At 45.7% G+C, this 17,553-nt stretch carries 16 protein-coding genes; 12 read left to right on the top strand and 4 right to left on the bottom strand.

Annotated elements, in window-relative coordinates; all coding sequences use genetic code 11:
• Window positions 1-231: 231 nt before the first annotated feature.
• Both QZV24_RS07940 and QZV24_RS07935 read right to left on the bottom strand, forming a co-directional pair.
• Window positions 232-414: a hypothetical protein gene (locus tag QZV24_RS07940; protein ID WP_294522556.1), complete on the bottom strand. Its 183-nt coding sequence runs from the start codon at window positions 412-414 to the stop codon at window positions 232-234.
• Window positions 415-704: 290 nt separating this feature from the next.
• Window positions 705-2,477, bottom strand: a complete 1,773-nt coding sequence (locus tag QZV24_RS07935) for an NFACT family protein (RefSeq protein WP_294522554.1) — start codon at window positions 2,475-2,477, stop codon at window positions 705-707.
• 405 nt (window positions 2,478-2,882) lie between these two features.
• On the opposite strand from QZV24_RS07935, the gene QZV24_RS07930 reads away from it, so the two are divergent.
• From QZV24_RS07930 to rbsK, 11 genes are all read left to right on the top strand, one after another.
• Window positions 2,883-4,283 carry an L-fucose/L-arabinose isomerase family protein gene (locus tag QZV24_RS07930; RefSeq protein ID WP_290656769.1) on the top strand — a complete coding sequence of 467 codons (1,401 nt, stop codon included), beginning with the start codon at window positions 2,883-2,885 and terminating at the stop codon, window positions 4,281-4,283.
• A 1-nt stretch (window position 4,284) separates the two neighbouring features.
• Window positions 4,285-5,106, top strand: coding sequence for a transketolase (locus QZV24_RS07925; protein ID WP_294522552.1), 822 nt, complete (start codon window positions 4,285-4,287; stop codon window positions 5,104-5,106).
• Window positions 5,099-6,028: a transketolase family protein gene (locus QZV24_RS07920; protein WP_294522549.1), complete on the top strand. Its 930-nt coding sequence runs from the start codon at window positions 5,099-5,101 to the stop codon at window positions 6,026-6,028. The genes QZV24_RS07925 and QZV24_RS07920 overlap by 8 nt, the downstream gene beginning before the upstream one ends.
• A 1-nt stretch (window position 6,029) precedes the next feature.
• Window positions 6,030-7,523, top strand: coding sequence for a glycerol kinase (locus QZV24_RS07915; RefSeq protein WP_294522546.1), 1,494 nt, complete (start codon window positions 6,030-6,032; stop codon window positions 7,521-7,523).
• An 81-nt stretch (window positions 7,524-7,604) separates the two neighbouring features.
• Window positions 7,605-8,600 (top strand): D-ribose ABC transporter substrate-binding protein, encoded by a 996-nt coding sequence (locus QZV24_RS07910; protein WP_290656774.1) that lies wholly within the window; start codon window positions 7,605-7,607, stop codon window positions 8,598-8,600.
• An 84-nt stretch (window positions 8,601-8,684) separates the two neighbouring features.
• On the top strand, window positions 8,685-9,326 hold the full coding sequence (locus tag QZV24_RS07905) for a DUF2291 domain-containing protein (protein WP_290656775.1): 642 nt from the start codon (window positions 8,685-8,687) through the stop codon (window positions 9,324-9,326).
• Window positions 9,327-9,343: 17 nt separating this feature from the next.
• Window positions 9,344-10,891 carry a sugar ABC transporter ATP-binding protein gene (locus QZV24_RS07900; protein WP_294522540.1) on the top strand — a complete coding sequence of 516 codons (1,548 nt, stop codon included), beginning with the start codon at window positions 9,344-9,346 and terminating at the stop codon, window positions 10,889-10,891.
• 19 nt (window positions 10,892-10,910) lie between these two features.
• Window positions 10,911-11,966 (top strand): ABC transporter permease, encoded by a 1,056-nt coding sequence (locus tag QZV24_RS07895; RefSeq protein ID WP_290656778.1) that lies wholly within the window; start codon window positions 10,911-10,913, stop codon window positions 11,964-11,966.
• Window positions 11,967-11,983: 17 nt separating this feature from the next.
• Complete coding sequence (gene rbsD, locus QZV24_RS07890) at window positions 11,984-12,379, top strand: D-ribose pyranase (RefSeq protein WP_290656779.1); 396 nt, start codon at window positions 11,984-11,986, stop codon at window positions 12,377-12,379.
• A 9-nt stretch (window positions 12,380-12,388) separates the two neighbouring features.
• The gene (locus QZV24_RS07885; RefSeq protein ID WP_290656780.1) at window positions 12,389-13,396 is read left to right on the top strand and encodes a substrate-binding domain-containing protein; all 1,008 of its coding nucleotides are present in this window, start codon (window positions 12,389-12,391) and stop codon (window positions 13,394-13,396) included.
• Between the two features lie 5 nt (window positions 13,397-13,401).
• The gene (gene rbsK / locus QZV24_RS07880) at window positions 13,402-14,313 is read left to right on the top strand and encodes a ribokinase (RefSeq protein ID WP_294522534.1); all 912 of its coding nucleotides are present in this window, start codon (window positions 13,402-13,404) and stop codon (window positions 14,311-14,313) included.
• Between the two features lie 56 nt (window positions 14,314-14,369).
• Here the strand turns inward: rbsK and QZV24_RS07875 are convergent, their stop codons facing one another.
• Together QZV24_RS07875 and QZV24_RS07870 are read right to left on the bottom strand one after the other, a co-directional pair.
• A complete protein-coding gene (locus tag QZV24_RS07875; protein WP_294522532.1) occupies window positions 14,370-14,882 on the bottom strand; it encodes a hypothetical protein in 513 nt (170 codons plus the stop codon).
• Window positions 14,883-14,915: 33 nt separating this feature from the next.
• Complete coding sequence (locus QZV24_RS07870; RefSeq protein ID WP_294522529.1) at window positions 14,916-16,997, bottom strand: methyl-accepting chemotaxis protein; 2,082 nt, start codon at window positions 16,995-16,997, stop codon at window positions 14,916-14,918.
• Between the two features lie 313 nt (window positions 16,998-17,310).
• Here QZV24_RS07870 and QZV24_RS07865 point away from each other — a divergent pair.
• On the top strand, window positions 17,311-17,553 hold a 243-nt coding region (locus QZV24_RS07865; RefSeq protein WP_294522526.1), incomplete at its 3' end, for a TrmO family methyltransferase.

Here is a 17,553-nt window from a genome sequence, read left to right as displayed (position 1 = left end):
TTTCTTGCCATAATAAAAGGCCTCCTATGATTTTATTTTACCATAGAAGACCTTAAAGGTTATTGTTAATATTATTTACAGAAAAACTTTCACACTCTCCCAGTCGGTCTCTCTATGGCCACCGCTTGTGGGCATCATTCCCACAGGATAAATGTGTCAACGCTGCCCACACCCCGACCGCCGCCCCTAAAATAAAAAAGACTGCATATAATGCAGCCCCAAGTCGTATTGTCACTGAATATTTCTTCTCCGTTCCAGTTCGTGCCAGGTGGCTTCATCCACCGGCCCGATTTTTCGGCTGATGTCATCCAGCATAACATCAATCTCTTTCAGCGTTTCATTCATTTGTAATACGGCCAACAGATCATTATGTATCTTACTGGCCAAAATATAATATTCGTTGCTGTTCCCCATTTACCATTATCCCCCGTTATTAACATTTACCCCGCAAGTATTATATCATTTTTCTACATAATATAAATGTAAAAATGGGTTGCCGATGCAACCCAATATTGGCAATAACCTATAGGTTTGAGCTACAGCTGTGGGAACCGGAGGAAAAGGTCCTATGGAAAATTGAGGGGCTCACAAGACAGGAAAGCTTGGCAGCCTTTTTAAAAGAGCCGCTATTTGACGGTAAAACTTTTTGGGAGGTAGAAAAGTATATTGAATGGGTAGATTATTGAATCGAGTAGGAGGAGGATTTAAATAAATCCTCCTCCTACTCGATTTTGCGCCAAAAGCTCATTCAGCTTGTCTTCTTCCGGGGTTATGTATAAGGTGCTTTGATTGGTGAATATGACGAAGCCGGGTTTGGCGCCGGATGGCTTTTTTACGAATCGGCAACGGGTGTAATCTACCGGCACCTTGGAAGAACCGGAGGCCTGACTGAAATGGACGGACAGATAGGCAGCCAGCAACAGCGTATCCTCAGATGGCTCATCACCGTCACAGCGGAGAATAACATGAGAACCGGGAATTTCCTGAGTATGAAGCCAAATGTCGCCAGGATTGCTTATCTTAAAGGTTAGACGGTCATTTTGGTAGTTGTTTTTTCCTACCAGTATTTGGGTGCCATCCGGGGCGGTGAACTTGAATGGTTGGGACTGCTTGGTGGCAGCGTGTTTTTTTAAGTTCTCTTTCAATATTCCATTGGTGATAAGCTCTGTTTTGATGTCATTGATTTCGGCATTGGTAGTAGATGATTCCAGAGATGCTTCAATGGAAGCCAGATATTTTATATCTGCGATACATTTTTCCAGCTGGGATTCCAGAAGGCTTTTGCCCCGCTTCAGTTTGTCATATTTTTTGTAGTAAGCCTGAATGTTTTCGCTAACAGACAGCCGCTGGTCCATAGCAATGGATATTTCGTCTCCGGCTTCACTGTATATATTGGCAACTGTTACCGTGGCATCCTCCCGGTCTTTTAGCTGATACTGATAAGTCATTAAATTATCAGCCTTTATACGATATGCTTCGGCATTATCAGCGGTATCAATGTCTTCTTTTAACTTGTCTACCTTATTTTTTGCCCGATGTAATTCGTTTTTGATCAGTTTTTTAAAACGGTCCCGATCCGGGAGCTGATAACTGCCAGACAAGTCAGATGCCTTGGCTAGCATGGCACTGATGGTATCAAAGGTCAATACAGTTTCTTCGGTGTAATAGTGGAGGGGGAAAGATGCGGTGGCCAGTAATTTACGGTTTTTGTCCATTACTAGACAGGCTGGGGTGTCTGGTGAAGTGAGATTGTTTTTGATTTCCGTCAAAGACTGTTTGATGGAGGTATAATCTATTTCATCCAGTTCACTGATAAGCTGGTTGGCGGACAGACCGGCGCAAAAAGCCACTTCCTTGGCTGATACCGGACCAAAGCCCAGACAGGTATCCAGGATAGCTTTACTAAGCTTCAGCTCGCCTTTTCCTTTTATGCTGTTAATAATTTCTTCCATAGGAGAAGTTAGGAGGTTCAGTTTATCCTGGGCCGGTGGCAGTATATATTTATCGCCTGGCAGCACTGTTCTGATGCGGCTGGAATTAGTCCCAACCTTGCGTAGAGCATCAATAATAATGTCGTCCTGTACCAAAATAATATTGCTGTATTTGCCCATCAGCTCAATGACCAATGATTTGCTGGCGATTTGTCCGCCTGCGGCCAATACATCCATGGTGATAATGAGGATACGATCCAACCCGTGCTGGGTGACACTGGCAATACGGGCGGTTTCAATGTGCTTTCTGAGCACCATACAAAACATAGGCGGCTCCGGCGGATTGTCCGGGGCTTTTTCAATAATATGTACCGCCGGATTTTGCGGATTGATGGAAATATGCAGCAATAAATTTTGTCCGGGTTGTCTTACGGATAAAATGATTGATTGTTTATTTGGCTGATTGATTTTGTCGATGCGGCCCCCGCTGATAGCCCGGTCTATTTCCGAGGCCAGAGGGCACATTGACAATCCGTCTAAACTCATAATGATGCCTCCATAAATAATATACTAAAAGAATAACATTTGGCCTCTTAATGGTCAAATAGCAGATATATGCACAAAAGATTTGTTGGATAAAATCACTAAATTTTTATATAAAATTTTATATAAAAATTTAGAAGAGAAATTAACAACAAAAAGAAAAATTTTATTAACTAATCTTGTTTGCGCGTATATTTTGCGTATAGTTACCCAAAATGTCATCAAAATCTAGGTAAACAATATAAAAAATGACATATATTACTAAAATTTTATTGAAAAATTTATATGGCTAATGATATAATGAATTCGGGAAAAATAGGTGGATAATTGGGGTGAAGTTATCCAAGCGGGTAAAAATATGATAAGAGTGTGTATTAAAATTTTATATATGTTTTAGGGGGAAATATTATGGCAAAAATCAAATTGGGCTATGCTCCAACCCGGCGTAGTATTTTTAGTGCACCAGATGCCGTCAAGTACAGGGGATTGACCAGGCAGCGACTGGAGGAACTGGGGATTGAATTTGTTGATATTGATGATATTAACGATGAAGGTCTCCTGTATGACGAAAATGACCGTTTGAAGATTGTGGAGAAATTTAAACGGGAGAAAATCGACGGACTGTTTTTGCCGCATTGTAATTTCGGCACAGAATATCTTTGCGGACGGTTGGCCAAGGATATGGGCGTGCCGGTGTTGCTGTGGGGGCCACTGGATGAGCGCCCTGAACCAAATGGTGTACGCCTGCGGGATACCCAGTGCGGTTTATTTGCTACCGGCAAGGTACTGCGCCGTTTCCAAGTGCCATTTACCTATATGACGAACTGCCGATTGAGTGATCCGGTGTTTGAACGGGGTATTAAGGATTTTCTGGCAGTATGTAATGTGGTAAAAACTTTCAGACACATCCGTATTTTGCAGATTGCTCCTCGTCCATATGATTTCTGGACTACTATGTGCAACGAAGGTGAATTGTTGGAGAAGTTCAACATTCAGCTTGCACCAATTCCGATGCCGGAGCTGATGGATGCCGTAAAAGCAGCCAAGGCAGAGGGGACTGAGGTTCAGAAGGTAGTAGATTATTGCCGTCAAAATATGGAGATTAAGATTAAGGATGACGAGCTTACCAATGTAGCGGCTTTGAAGGTGGGGATGTCCAACCTGGTTAAGAAATACGGCTGCAATGCGGCGGCTATCCAGTGCTGGAATGCCTTGCAGTCCGAGCTGGGGATTATGCCATGTGCAGCTAATGCACTGTTAAATGACGAAGGAATACCGGTAGTTTGTGAAACAGATATTCACGGAGCTATCTCAGCTCTGCTGGTTGAGGCAGCTGGCATGGGTGAGACCAGGTCGTTCTTTGCAGACTGGACTATTCGCCATCCGGATATTGAAAATGGTGAACTGTTGCAGCATTGCGGACCTTGGCCGATTTCCATTGCCAAGGAAAAGGCTCAGCTGACCTACCCATTGGCCTTTGACCATCCAGGTTCCCTTACGGCTGAGGCCCGTCATGGCGATATTACTCTGTGCCGGTTTGACGGTGACAATGGTGAATATTCCATGCTGTTGGGTAATGCCAAGGGGGTTGAGGGACCAAAGTGTATGGGAACTTATCTCTGGATTGAGGTGGAGAATATCAAACGGCTGGAAGCCAAAGTTGTGGAAGGGCCGTATATTCATCACTGTGTAGGTATTCACAAAAATGTAGTACCGGTACTTTACGAGGCTTGTAAGTACATTGGCGTAAAGCCGGATCTTTACGACCCGATTGAGGAAGATGTAAAAGCATATTTGCGGGGGGAGTAATATGAATCTTGAAGCGAAGGCTATTGATATCCGCAAGGACATAGTTGAATTGATTTATAGCGCCGGCTGCGGTCATATTGGCGGCGACCTGAGTGTCACTGATATATTGGTTGATTTGTATTATAAGCAGATGAATGTTGACCCGAAGAAAATGGATGATCCGGACCGGGATCGGTTCGTTTTGAGCAAGGGTCACTCGGTGGAAGCATTGTATTGCATTCTGGCTGATAGGGGCTTTTTTGACAAGAAGGAGCTGTTTGATACATATTCCAAGTATGAATCCAAATATATTGGTCACCCGAACAACAAGATAAACGGTGTAGAAATGAATACCGGTTCGTTGGGACATGGTCTGGGGGTGGCCGTAGGTATGGCCATGGCCGGGAAAATGGATAAGAGGAATTATCGGGTGTATGCCGTGCTGGGGGATGGCGAAATGGCGGAAGGCTCCAACTGGGAAGCTATTACGGCCGGAGCTCACTATAAGCTGGATAACCTGACTGCGTTTGTTGACCGGAACAGATTACAGATTTCCGGCACTACCGAGGAGGTTATGACGGCCGATTCGCAGGAAGAGCGTTGGGCAGCCTTTGGCTGGAATGTTATCTCCATTCCTGGAAATGATATGGATGCCGTTGACAAAGCGGTAGAGGAGGCCAAAAATACCAAGGAAAGACCTACTGTAATAATTGCCAACACCACAAAAGGCTGTGGCGTATCCTTTATTGAGAACAAGGCGGCCTGGCATCACAAGGTGCCAACTGAGGCAGAATATGAGCAGGCCATCAAGGAACTCAATGAGAGGAGGGCGCAGTATGAATAAAATAGCCAACAAACAGGTAATCAATGATGTTCTCTTGGCCGAAAGTGCCAAGGACAAGGATATTATCGTATTGTGCAGTGACTCCAGAGGCTCAGCCGGGATGAAGTCTTATGCTGAGCAGCGGCCGGAGCAGTTTGTGGAAATAGGAATTGCTGAGCAAAATCTGGTATCCATTGCGGCTGGTTTGGCTTCCTGTGGGAAGAAGCCTTTTGCTGTATCACCAGCCAGCTTCCTGTCAACCCGCAGTATGGAGCAGGCTAAAGTGGATGTGGCCTATTCCAATACCAATGTGAAGCTGATTGGTATTAGTGGCGGCGTAAGCTATGGAGCATTGGGGATGACCCATCATTCGGCTACCGATATCGCTACTATGGGGTCGATGCCGAATATGCGGGTTTATCTGCCAAGTGACCGGTTTCAGACAGAGGCACTTATAAGAAGTGTTTTGAAGGATGAAAAGCCGGCTTACATTCGGATAGGCCGTAATGCGGTAGAGGATGTTTATGAAGATGGCAATGTGCCATTTGAATTGGATAAAGCTACTCTGGTACAGGACGGTACGGATGTGACCATTATTGCTTGTGGTGAGCTGGTTGGCGATGCCAAAGCGGCAGCGACTGAGCTGGCGAAAAAGGGTGTTTCGGTCCGGGTTCTGGATATGTACTGTGTGAAGCCGATTGACAAGGAAGCGGTTATCAAGGCTGCCAAGGAAACCAAACTGATTGTCACCGTAGAAGAACACAGTGCATATGGTGGCTTGGGCTCCATTGTGGCTCAGATTGCTTCGGCCAATGCACCGGTAAAAGTGATAAATCTCACTCTGCCGGACGCACCGGTTATAACGGGCAAATCCCGGGAGATTTTCCATCATTACGGTCTTGATGCAGACGGTATAGTCAAAACGGTAACGGAGCAGCTGTGATATGGCTAAATATGTATTAGGAATAGACCAAAGCACCCAGGGCACCAAGGTGTTGCTCTTTGATGAACAGGGCAAAGCCGTGATGCGGGTGGACAAGAGTCATGAACAGCTGGTGGATGACAAGGGCTGGGTGGAGCATAACCCGGTTGAAATCTGGGATAATCTGCTGGTGATTACCAAAGAGCTAGTGAAAAAAGCCGGAATAAATGGCAATGATATTGGGGCCGTTGGTATCAGCAATCAGCGGGAAACCGCACTGGCCTGGAATAAGGAAACCGGAGAGCCGGTCTATAATGCCATAGTGTGGCAATGTGCCCGGGGGGCAGCGATTTGCCAACGATTGGACCGGGGAAATAAAGAATTTGCCCAAACGGTAAAAAAACATACCGGACTGGCTTTATCACCGTATTTTTCGGCGGCCAAGCTGGCTTGGATTGTGGAGAATGTCAGTGCAGCTAAAACATTGATGGCAGATGGAAAGCTGGCGGTGGGAACTATGGACAGCTGGCTGGTGTACAAGCTTACTAAAGGCGAAATGCACAAGACAGATTACTCAAATGCTTCCCGCACCGAATTGTTCAACATAAATACCCTTCAATGGGACGACGAAATATGTGCTGCCTTTGGTATAAGCCAATCGGCATTGCCGGAGGTCTGTGATTCGGATGCCTTGTACGGGTATACGGATTTTGACGGATTGTTGGATCATCCGGTACCAATTCACAGCGTTTTCGGTGATTCACATGCGGCCCTGTACGGGCAGGGGTGTCATGCCCCAGGCATGATTAAGTCCACCTATGGGACAGGTTCCTCGGTGATGATGAATATTGGGGATAAACCAATTGAAAGCCAAAAGGGATTGGTAACTTCCTTGGCCTGGAGTATTGGTGGCAAGCCGTCCTATGTGTTGGAGGGAAATATAAATTATACCGGTGCTTCCATAACATGGCTGAAGGATAATGTTGAGTTGATTGAAAGTGCTGGTGAAACAGCCAAATTAGCTGAGAATGCCAATAAAAGTGACCGTACTTATTTTGTTCCGGCCTTCACAGGCTTGGGAGCGCCTTATTGGGACAGCGAGGCTACCGGAATGTTTACCGGTATTACCAGAGTCACTGGCAAAGCTGAACTGGTAAAAGCGGTGGTAGAATCCATTGCCTATCAGATAGGTGATATAACCAATTTGATGGAACAGGAATCAGGCAAAAAAATAACCGGTCTGCGGGTTGATGGTGGACCAACGAAAAATGCCTATCTGATGCAGTTCCAGGCGGACATTTTGGACCGGCCGGTGGAGGTACCGGATATTGAGGAATTGTCGGCTATGGGGGCTGCCTATGGGGCGGGGATTTCTGCCGGAATTTATGAAAATAAAGAGGTATTTTCATCTATATCTCGAATTAGATATGTGTCGGGAATGGGTCAAGAAAAGAGGTCCGACCTGGTTGACGGGTGGCTGAAAGCTGTTAAACGGGCACTGGCTCATATCGATTGATGTTGGATTTAGCAGGGGGAAGCCTACCCCTGATAAGTCATATGCGTTTTCCAATTATTACTTAAAGGAGGAAAAAACAAGATGGGTAAATTCAAGAAAGTGCTGGCGCTGGTAGCGTCACTGTGCGTGATGGCCATGCTGATTGCTGGCTGTGGTGCAGACAAGAAGGCTAATAATGGTGGGGACAAAGCAGCTTTAAAGGGTGGCGGTTCCAACATTATTTACATCATTACACCTTCACATTCCAACCCATTCTTCAAGGCTGAAGCTGATGCAGCATCTGCCAAGGCTAAAGCATTGGGTTACGAGGTTAAGGTTGTATCTCACGATGACGATGCTACCAAGCAGTCCGAACTGTTCGAGAATGCAATTTCTGACAAGGCTGCTGCCATCATCTGCGACAACGCAGGTGCTGATGCTACTGTAGCTGCAGTTAAGAAGGCTCGTGAGGCTGGTATCCCTACTTTCCTGTTTGACCGTGAGATCAACGCCAGCGGCGTTGCTATTTCTCAGATTGTAGCAAACAACTATCAGGGGGCAAAGGCAATCGCAGAGGCTTTCGTTGAGAAGATGGGTGAAAAGGGCGAGTACGCAGAGTTGCTTGGTAAGGAGTCCGACAACAATGCAGGCGTTCGCTCCAAGGCTTTCCATGAGGTTATTGATCAGTACAAGGACATGAAGATGGTTGCACAGCAGACTGCAAACTGGGAGCAGACTGAAGGCTTCCAGAAGACTGAGACCATTCTCCAGTCCAACCCTAACATCAAGGGTATTATCTGTGGTAATGACACTATGGCTATGGGTGCTGTAGCTGCTGTTAAGAATGCTGGCCTCCAGGGCAAGATTGCCATCATTGGCGTTGACGGTTCTGATGAGGCTGCTGCTGCAATTAAGGCTGGCGATATGACTGGTACTGCTATGCAGCAGGCTGCCAAGATTGCTGAAATGGCAGTTGAGCAGGCTGACAAGTATCTCAAGACTGGTTCCACCGGTCTCGATGAGAAGCAGCTGGTTGACTGCATTCCTATAACTGCCAAGAATGTTGATAAGCTCAAGACCTTCGTATATAAAGAGTAAGATTTAGCATATGAAAAGGAGAGGGTGGACAATAGGCGGTTCACCCTCTTTCATTAAAAATTGGAAAACGAGGAGTACATAATTATGAAGAAGAGAATTGGTTTAATTATTATGTTGTGCCTGGTAATGGTGATTTCCCTCACCGGCTGTGTAAAGGTTGTGCAGATTGGTCACGAGGATGAAGTTACCGGGGCAAAGAAGTTTGATGCTGCCAGCTCGGTAGAGGCTATCTGGCAGTCCCAGGCTGTACCAGAGCTGAAGGAAAAGGCAGTAGAGATGCCAAAGCTTTTGACAGAAGCCAACGGTACACTGAAAGCCGTTGCCAGTAAGTACGGCAAGTATTCAATGGGTGATTCTGGTGAATTGAGTTTTATCGTAAAGGGCAAAGGCCAGATTACCGAAGTAAACACGGAGAAAAAAGCGGGCTATATGATTGTTCAGCTGGAAGGTTACAGCGGACCAATGGTAACCAAGCTGCAGATCGGTCCTGTATTTAAGGGTTCAGCTGTCAGAGATTGCCTCAGCTTTATCAAGTATGAAGATTATACAAATCAGGTAGACTGGGCCAAGATTTCCCAGAGTATTCATGATGTGGTAGCAAAGGACGTTATCCAGCCAGCCAATGTAAGCTCTTTGCAGGGCAAGACAGTGGAATTCACTGGTTGCTTCACTGTGGACAAGCCGGATGAAATGTTGGTAACTCCAGTAGAATTGATTGTTAAATAATAAAGGAGGCAAAGGGAATGGCGGACACAAAAACACCAGAGGTTTGCCTTCGCGCTGAAAAAATCAGCAAAATATATCCCGGCACCAAAGCCTTGGACCAGGTTTCCTTCAATGTATATAAAGGAAAGGTCAATGTGCTGATTGGTGAAAACGGTGCGGGAAAATCTACTCTTATGAAAATAATTGCCGGTATTGAGCAGGAGTCAGAGGGCGAGCTGTTCATGGGCAAGGAAAAGGTTCATTTTGATGATGTTACTGAAGCCAGAGAACATGGTATTGGCATTATCCACCAGGAGTTGAACCTGTTTCCGAACCTGGCGGTATATCAGAATATATTTATGGCCAAGGAGCATAAAAAGGGCCCCGTTGGCATTGACAATGAGTATCATATAAGGGAAACCAAACGGATAATGGACAAGCTCCAGCATCCAATTGACCCGTACACAATAGTTGGTGATTTGCGGGTAGGGCAGCAGCAGATGATTGAGATTGCCCGAAACCTTATTCAGGATGATTTGAAGATTTTGATTATGGATGAACCAACCTCTTCACTGAGTGAACAGGAGGTACAGGTTCTGTTCAAGATTATGCGGGAGCTGACAGCCGAAGGGATTTCTATTGTATATATTTCCCATCGTTTGGAGGAAATTATGCAGATTGGTGACTATGTAACCGTTCTGCGGGATGGCAAGCTGGTGGACAGTGCTGCGGTAACTGACATTGATATTTCCTGGATTGTTCAGAAAATGGTAGGTCAGGGCAAAAGTTATCCGAAGCGGGCCGAGAATATTGATTGGTCCACCCGGCCAACAGTGCTGGAGGTCAAGAATTTGTCCCTGCCAAAGAAGGGTGGTGGCTGGCTGCTGCATAATGTCAGCTTCCAGCTGAAAAAAGGTGAAATCCTCGGCATTTATGGTCTGATGGGTGCAGGCCGTACCGAGATATTTGAAAGTATTATGGGATTACGGCCGGAACATACCGGTGAGGTGCTGCTGAATGGTGAAGTTTTAAAGATTAAGAGCATTACCGAGCAGATTGATCGGGGATTTGCCCTTATTCCGGAGGACCGGCAGCGGGAAGGTCTGGTTCAGACCATGGACATCGGCAAAAATATTTCCCTGTCCAGCTTGAAGAACTATGCCAAAGGAATTTTCTTAAAGAGCAAGGAAGAAGAAAGTGCCATTGATGAAACCATCAATGATATTCACATCAAGGTTTCTGATAAGCGACTGCCAATATTATCCCTGTCTGGTGGAAACCAGCAGAAGGTAGTTATTGGCAAGGGTATAATGACTAATCCGAAAATTCTCCTTTTGGACGAGCCAAGCCGTGGTATTGATATTGGTGCCAAGACGGATGTTTTTGAGATAATGAATCAGTTTGCGGATTCCGGGCTGTCTCTGTTGGTAATTTCTTCTGAGCTGGAAGAAATCAAATCAATTGCTGACCGGATAATTGTCCTGTCAAACGGTATCAAGACGGCGGAGCTTTCGGGAGATGAAATCACCGAGGACAGGCTGGTTATGGCTTCCTATGAGGGGCATAACACCGTAAAGAAGAATTAAAGAAGGGTGGATAATTACAATGTTTAAAGATAAATCATCCATGATGATGACCCTGTTAAAGGGGCGTACCTTGATTGTTCTGGTACTTTTGCTGATTTTTTTCAGCTTTGCAAATGATAATTTCCTGTCAACCAACACCTTGTTGCTGTTGGCCAAGCATGTGGCTCTCTATGGTATTTTGGCCATCGGCATGACCTATGTAATCATTACCGGCGGTATCGATTTGTCGGTTGGTGCCGTGGTTGGTCTGGCTGGTATGATAGCCGGTGGTATGATTCAGAATGGTGTCACCCTGCAGTTTGCCGGAGTAACCCTGTATTTCAGTGTTCCACTGGTGGTATTGCTTACTGTTTTGGTTGGGGCTTTTATCGGCTGGTTGAATGGTATTATCATTACCAAATTTGGCGTAGCACCATTTATCGCTACCTTGGGTACCATGTATATCGCCCGTGGCTGGGCCATGCTCCATTCCAATGGTGCAACTTATTCCAGCTTGGCTGGTAATGAGGCACTGGGTAATACCGGTTTTGAGTTCTTCGGCAGTCGTATTGCGGAAATTCCGGTTGGTGCGTTGATTTTGGTTATCATAGCTATTGTTGCCCATATTCTTCTGAAAAAGACTGTTTTTGGCTGGCATATTTTTGCCATTGGCGGCAACGAGAAGGCAGCCAAGTTATCCGGTGTGAAGGTAGACAAGGTAAAGATTTTGGTGTATATCTTCTCCGCAGTGTGTGCGGCTATTGTAGGTCTTATCACCGCTTCACAGCTGGAGGCTTCCCATCCGGCTACCGGTGAAACTTGGGAAATGAACGCCATCGCTGCAGCAGTACTTGGTGGTACCTCCATGGCCGGTGGTATCGGTACAATTGGTGGTACTATCGTCGGTGCCTTTGTTATCGGTGTTATCTCTGATGGTATGGTTATGTGCGGTGTATCCGAGTTCTGGCAGATGATTATCAAGGGCGTAGTTATTATTCTGGCCGTAATTATTGACCAGTTCCAGCGTAATATGGAAGCCAAGATGGCCCTTCAGGCCAGAAATGAGTCCAAGGACGAAGCAAAAGCAGAAAGCTGAATAAAGAGGCGATTATTATGAAGAAAACAGGAATTTTAAATGCCAATTTGTCATATCTCATTGCCGCTTTGGGTCACAAGGATTTGGTAATGATTGGTGATGCCGGTATGCCAATTCCGGCTGGAGTAGAAATAGTCGATTTGGCCCTGATGAAGGGCGTACCAACCTTTAAACAGACCCTCGAGGCTGTGTTGAAGGAAATGGAAGTAGAATATTATTTTCTGGCGGATGAAATGGATGAAAAAAATCCTGTGTTAAAGGACTTTGTGGGGGAAAAGCTGCCGGGGATAGAGCATGAATCTATGCCACATGACGCATTAAAGCAGCTTTCCGCTCAGGCAAAATTTGCGATCCGTACAGGGGAATTCAGTCCTTATGCCAATGTTATCTTGCGGGCCGGTGTAGTTTTTTAGAGGGCAGCTATGAAAGTAAATATTAAGAAAATCAGCGAGTTATCTGGTTTTTCAGTAGCAACCGTATCCAACGCCCTTAGCAACAAGCGGGGCGTCAATAAAGATACTGCGGAGCGTATTATAAAAATCGCCAGGGAATGTGGCTACATCAAAGAAGAAAAGATTAAACGCATTAAGCTGGTTACCTATCGGGATAGTGGGGCGGTATTCACCGAGTCTCCATTCTTTTCCCGGCTCCTGGACAGTATTGAGGCCGAGAGCCGGCGCCTGGGCTATGATGTATCAATTGTAAATCTGTATCGTCGTCATACTGACTACGAGGAGAGTGTTAGGGAGCTGCTGAATGATACTATGTCGGCACTCCTGTTGGTTGGCACTGAGATGAATGAGGAGGATGCCAAAGTGTTTGCCGACGGCAGCATGCCGCTAGTAATGGTTGATAACTATTTTGAGGACCTCTGTTTTGATACAGTACTGATGGATAATGAGGATTCGGTAGTCAAGGCAGTTAATTTTCTCATTGAAAATGGTCATAGGGATATTGGTTATCTTCAAGGTGATACCCGGATAAGAAACTTTGTTTCCCGTGGCCGGGGTTATCGACGGGCATTATTGGATAATGGTATTACACCGGATGATGACTGGGTGTTTAGTGTTAATCCATCAGTGATGGGAGCTTTTGATGGTATAAATCGATACATCGAAGCTGGCCGTAAAATGCCGACCGCCTTTTTCGCCGACAATGATATGATTGCCTTGGGGGCTATGCAGGCCTTGCAAAAGAATGGTTTTTCCATTCCGGAGGATATTTCCATCATTGGTTTTGATGATATTACCTTGGGGGAGGCTTTTTCCCCGGGACTGACCACTGTAAGCGTGGATATTCCGGCTATGGGCCGACTGGCGGTCCGTCGGCTGGTGGAGCAGATTCAAAATAGGGATGACGCTCATTCCTGTACCAGACTGTATAACAATCTGGTTGTTCGGGGGAGTGTTGGAAAATACAAAGACAGGTGATAATGATGAAAATTGCAGTTATAGGCTCTACTAATATGGATTTGGTATCTTATACCGATACTATCCCGGCGGCTGGCGAAACAAGGGAAGCCACTGGGTTTCATACAGCCTGTGGCGGCAAAGGTGCCAACCAGGCGATTGCTGCCGGTAAATTAGGGGCAAATGTGATGATGGTAACGGTTATTGGTGATGACTTATTTGGGGAAAAATCCATGGACAACTTCATGGAAAATAATATTAACACTGAATATGTCTGGACAGCCACCGGTGTGGCCAGTGGAGTGGCCACTATTCTGGTGGACAGTACCTCCCAGAACCGGATTCTTATCCACAAAGGGGCAAATGCCTGCCTGACTCCTGAGGTGATTGATGAAGCAGCGGATGCCCTGCGGGAGTGCGGTCTTATTGTACTGCAGTTGGAAATCCCGCTGGAAACCGTTTATGCTGCCATCGATTTTGGTGTGGCCAACGGCATACCAGTGCTGTTGAATCCGGCGCCGGCCACCAAGGAACTGTCTATGGAGAAGGCCTGCCTGTGTGATTTCTTTGTGCCAAATGAAACTGAGCTGGCCATCCTCACCGGCATGCCGACGGGGACTGAGGATGAGATAAAGAAGGCGGCCATGTCACTGGTAAACCGGGGGCTGAAGAATGTGATAGTCACCATGGGCTCCAAGGGGTCCATGTGGGTATCCAAGAATGATTTCTTGGTGATTCCGGCCAAAACAGTTGACGCGGTGGATACAACCGGGGCTGGAGATTCCTTTATTGGGTGTTTTGTGGAGAATTATTCCCGCACCAGAAGTATTCCTGAGGCCATGAAGGAAGCTTCACTGTATGCTTCTTTCAGTGTTACCCGTAAAGGAACGCAGGATTCTTATCTGACCAAGGATGAATTTGATAAGTTGAAAAAATAAATTATTGCAAATAAATAGGGGATGGAGCATATTGCTTCATCCCCTGTTTTGTTGGGTTAGTCTAATTTGATGCGGATGGATTTGATTTTTCCGCTAAAGTCACCGGCGGTATCACCCATTGGCACCCAATCCTGCCAGCCTTTACCATCAATCAAAACCTTGTAGGAAACACTGAAGAACATTGCTGCCCGACCACCAAGACTGATTTCAACTGCATCAATCGGTACACCAGGAGCACCGGCAGTTTGACCGTTGGCTACCCAGGATGACCACTCTCCACCAGCCACATGGACATGGTAGAGTATATCGAGATATGGATTGAGGTCTACATATACCCGTAAGGCATCCAAAGAATTGGCACCATATGGGTCACCAGCAGCAGTCATTTCACCGCAACGCTGACTCCAGCCTTTGTCGTGCAGATAAGCCTCATAATAAATGGCTGGCCGATCAGTGACCTGTATGCCGTGTTCACCCGGACCTTTTTGATCGTCAAGCGCGGCAAAGCACATTGATACAGAAAAAAGCATACAACACAATACAACCAGGGCGGAAAATAACTTTCTCATACACATAACCTCCCTAATAAGTAATCAGTTAAACTATATGCCTAATTCTATATTACGGATAGTTTCTTGTAAAGTGACAAGTTTTTCTGTAGCAGTGGAATTTACTTCATCCAAATCCTTTATTGCAGCTGAGGATTGACTTATGCGGTCCAGGCTACGGTTCAAGCTCTCATGTACCTGGGTAACCTGATGGGAGAATCGCTGGTCAAATTCATCGATTTTCCGCTCGAATTCCTTGTTTTTGGCCAGGATACGGTCAATGGCCTTAACATCGTTTATCAGAGTGTTAATGGCTTCATCTGAGCTTTGGACGCTTTCCTGCGTGCTCTTGGACAGTTTACCGACTTCTTGAGCAACTACGGAGAAGCCACGGCCTGCCTCGCCAGCCCGGGCAGCTTCGATAGCCGCATTTAAGGCCAGCAGATTGATTTGTGAGGAAATATCCGTAATTATTTCCATAACGCTGTTGATTTTTTCGGTGCTGGCACTTAACAGCTGGAGCTTCGGTGTTATTTCCGCATTACGGGACATAAGCTGGTTGAAATAGTCACCCTGTTCGTCGATGCCGGCGGAAAGTTCCTTCATAGAGCTTTGTACCACATCCACATCTTTGGACATTTGCAGGATGGTTTTGATAATGGATGGAAGTCGTTGCTGATATTCCTCGAACAAATCCAACACCTGATTTTTTATTTCGCCAACCCGTTGTTGACGGGCAATAATTCGGTTCAGGAAGAATTCCTGACAGGCTGCATAGTTGGCCGCAAAGGCATCCACATATGGATCCCGTATGGAGGTGCCGGCCGGGATGTTGTAGAAGAAAATGGCCGTAAGAGTTTCATTCATATGCAGGCCAATGATTTCACCAAAGCTGGAGAATCCGGCTACCGGCAGGTCAGAGAAAATGTCAACATGCTTGATTTCTTCAGGGTAGCCCAAGCGCCGCAAAATACAGTCATTCAGGATTGCTCCAAATGGTGCCGGCTTGTCTTTGTTGAAGTCCCGTACAGCCTTTTGCAAAGCTGGTTCCAAAGGAATTCGTTTCATCAAATACAAATACTCACCGGTTTCAATGTCGCAGAAGAAATTGATTCGGTCGTTGGCTTCGTCGATGCCGGAAATGGACCGGATAAAGTTTTCTCCTTTGATATCTGTGGCAAAGGTATATTCCTGCATCTTAGCATTCAGCTGCTCTACTGTGGAACAGCCCAATTCGTGCTTGAGGGCCTCGATAAAGGAAACAGGTTGACCATCAGAACCAGCAACAGTGGATATATATCTAAGAGCCGAGTTGGCATTTACCACTTCAAAGCGAGTGTTTGTCCGTTCCACAGCCTGGGTCTTTAAAATGCCGTAGCGATAATCCTTGCTGGTGTGTACAATGACGGCTACAGCAACATTTTCCAGTACTTGGCTGTCATTGTAGATGTAAGTGTTCTTAAAGTCCAGTTTACCGGCGGAGCTGCCACCAATGAATGGGATAGGATACATTCCATTTTGGTAAAAGGCCTGCATTACAAAGGATTCACAGTTGGACAGGCCGTCGATATATAGTATGCCAAAGGTGTGATTGACATTCATGCGGAATGGAATTTTGTGCTTGCTGATTTCCTGTTCCATTTGCTTAACACGCTCGTCAACCGTCATTGTCACACGACCTTGGCGTAAATCCTCATTTGGAATATGAATGGTCATGATGTACATGTCGTCGATCATCCGGCGTGAGAAAACCTGCAACAATACCCGACGACGATTTTCTCCGGCCTCACAGTACAAGGTGCGACTGCCTGTTGGACGGCAAAGTTCACCGGAGGTGGTCATCATTATTAACTTGGCGTTTGGTGGAAGGACCCGTTTTATATCTGAGACAACCGAGGACATATCGTTATCTGGTGATATATAACCCATAACCAATGCCGGACCACCAGCTACTTCAAAGAGGGGAGTCAGCTTGGCCGAGTTCAGCTCATCGGCGGAAAGATAGGCTACTTTGGTGTCAGGTATAGTAGCAGACGAAGCTGTCGATGCAGCTGGTTTTACTCTTTGGCTTAACGGTGCCGGTGTAGGTGATGCAACGGGAGTTTCTTTTTTTGATTTAAAAAAGTCATTGAACATATAGGTTACCCCCTGTGTATATATAACTAAACCTTTCGCTAACAACTAATACTATATATTATTTCGTGTTTTAATCTGTAATTCCTGCCAACTGGTGTTAAATTTGTTAATAGTTTTTTTCTATGATATTGTAGCAATCCTGGCATAGTGGCCACTGAGCTGCAAAGTTAAATAAGAAAAATAAACTGTGATGTACGCTATAAAGAATAAGTCTTCCCAATGGGAAGATTTTTCGTTTGCGTGGGATGGAATTTGAATAATAGGGCAATAATTTGATATAGTAATATGGACATTATAGGAAGGGGCGGTTATCTTGGTTAATAATATGGAAATTAAAAGCATAGGCTGGATTCACACTGATTTTCCCACCAAGTTTGGTATTCCCCGGCAGAGCGGGGTGGTGGAAGCGTTGGAGGGCCGTATTGTCTTTGAACAGGAGTATAGGAATGTGGATGCTTTGCGGGGGATCGAGGGGTTTTCCCATTTATGGCTTATATGGCAGTTTTCTGAGGTAGTACGGGAAGACTGGTCGCCCACCGTAAGGCCGCCTATTTTA

The organism is uncultured Anaerovibrio sp., assembly GCA_902786545.1.
Lineage (GTDB): Bacteria > Bacillota > Negativicutes > Selenomonadales > Selenomonadaceae > Anaerovibrio.
This window is presented reverse-complemented; position numbering and strand designations above follow the sequence as displayed.

What these genes read in the sequence shown, in the direction of transcription:
- QZV24_RS07920 (WP_294522549.1), top strand. Translation starts at nt 5,099, where the DNA reads ATGAATAAAATAGCCAACAAACAGGTAATCAATGATGTTCTCTTGGCC.
- QZV24_RS07905 (WP_290656775.1), top strand. Translation starts at nt 8,685, where the DNA reads ATGAAGAAGAGAATTGGTTTAATTATTATGTTGTGCCTGGTAATGGTG.
- QZV24_RS07935 (WP_294522554.1), bottom strand. Translation starts at nt 2,477, where the DNA reads ATGAGTTTAGACGGATTGTCAATGTGCCCTCTGGCCTCGGAAATAGAC.
- QZV24_RS07940 (WP_294522556.1), bottom strand. Translation starts at nt 414, where the DNA reads ATGGGGAACAGCAACGAATATTATATTTTGGCCAGTAAGATACATAAT.
- QZV24_RS07885 (WP_290656780.1), top strand. Translation starts at nt 12,389, where the DNA reads ATGAAAGTAAATATTAAGAAAATCAGCGAGTTATCTGGTTTTTCAGTA.
- QZV24_RS07875 (WP_294522532.1), bottom strand. Translation starts at nt 14,882, where the DNA reads ATGAGAAAGTTATTTTCCGCCCTGGTTGTATTGTGTTGTATGCTTTTT.
- QZV24_RS07895 (WP_290656778.1), top strand. Translation starts at nt 10,911, where the DNA reads ATGTTTAAAGATAAATCATCCATGATGATGACCCTGTTAAAGGGGCGT.
- rbsK (WP_294522534.1), top strand. Translation starts at nt 13,402, where the DNA reads ATGAAAATTGCAGTTATAGGCTCTACTAATATGGATTTGGTATCTTAT.
- QZV24_RS07930 (WP_290656769.1), top strand. Translation starts at nt 2,883, where the DNA reads ATGGCAAAAATCAAATTGGGCTATGCTCCAACCCGGCGTAGTATTTTT.
- QZV24_RS07870 (WP_294522529.1), bottom strand. Translation starts at nt 16,997, where the DNA reads ATGTTCAATGACTTTTTTAAATCAAAAAAAGAAACTCCCGTTGCATCA.
- QZV24_RS07915 (WP_294522546.1), top strand. Translation starts at nt 6,030, where the DNA reads ATGGCTAAATATGTATTAGGAATAGACCAAAGCACCCAGGGCACCAAG.
- QZV24_RS07925 (WP_294522552.1), top strand. Translation starts at nt 4,285, where the DNA reads ATGAATCTTGAAGCGAAGGCTATTGATATCCGCAAGGACATAGTTGAA.
- QZV24_RS07910 (WP_290656774.1), top strand. Translation starts at nt 7,605, where the DNA reads ATGGGTAAATTCAAGAAAGTGCTGGCGCTGGTAGCGTCACTGTGCGTG.
- rbsD (WP_290656779.1), top strand. Translation starts at nt 11,984, where the DNA reads ATGAAGAAAACAGGAATTTTAAATGCCAATTTGTCATATCTCATTGCC.
- QZV24_RS07900 (WP_294522540.1), top strand. Translation starts at nt 9,344, where the DNA reads ATGGCGGACACAAAAACACCAGAGGTTTGCCTTCGCGCTGAAAAAATC.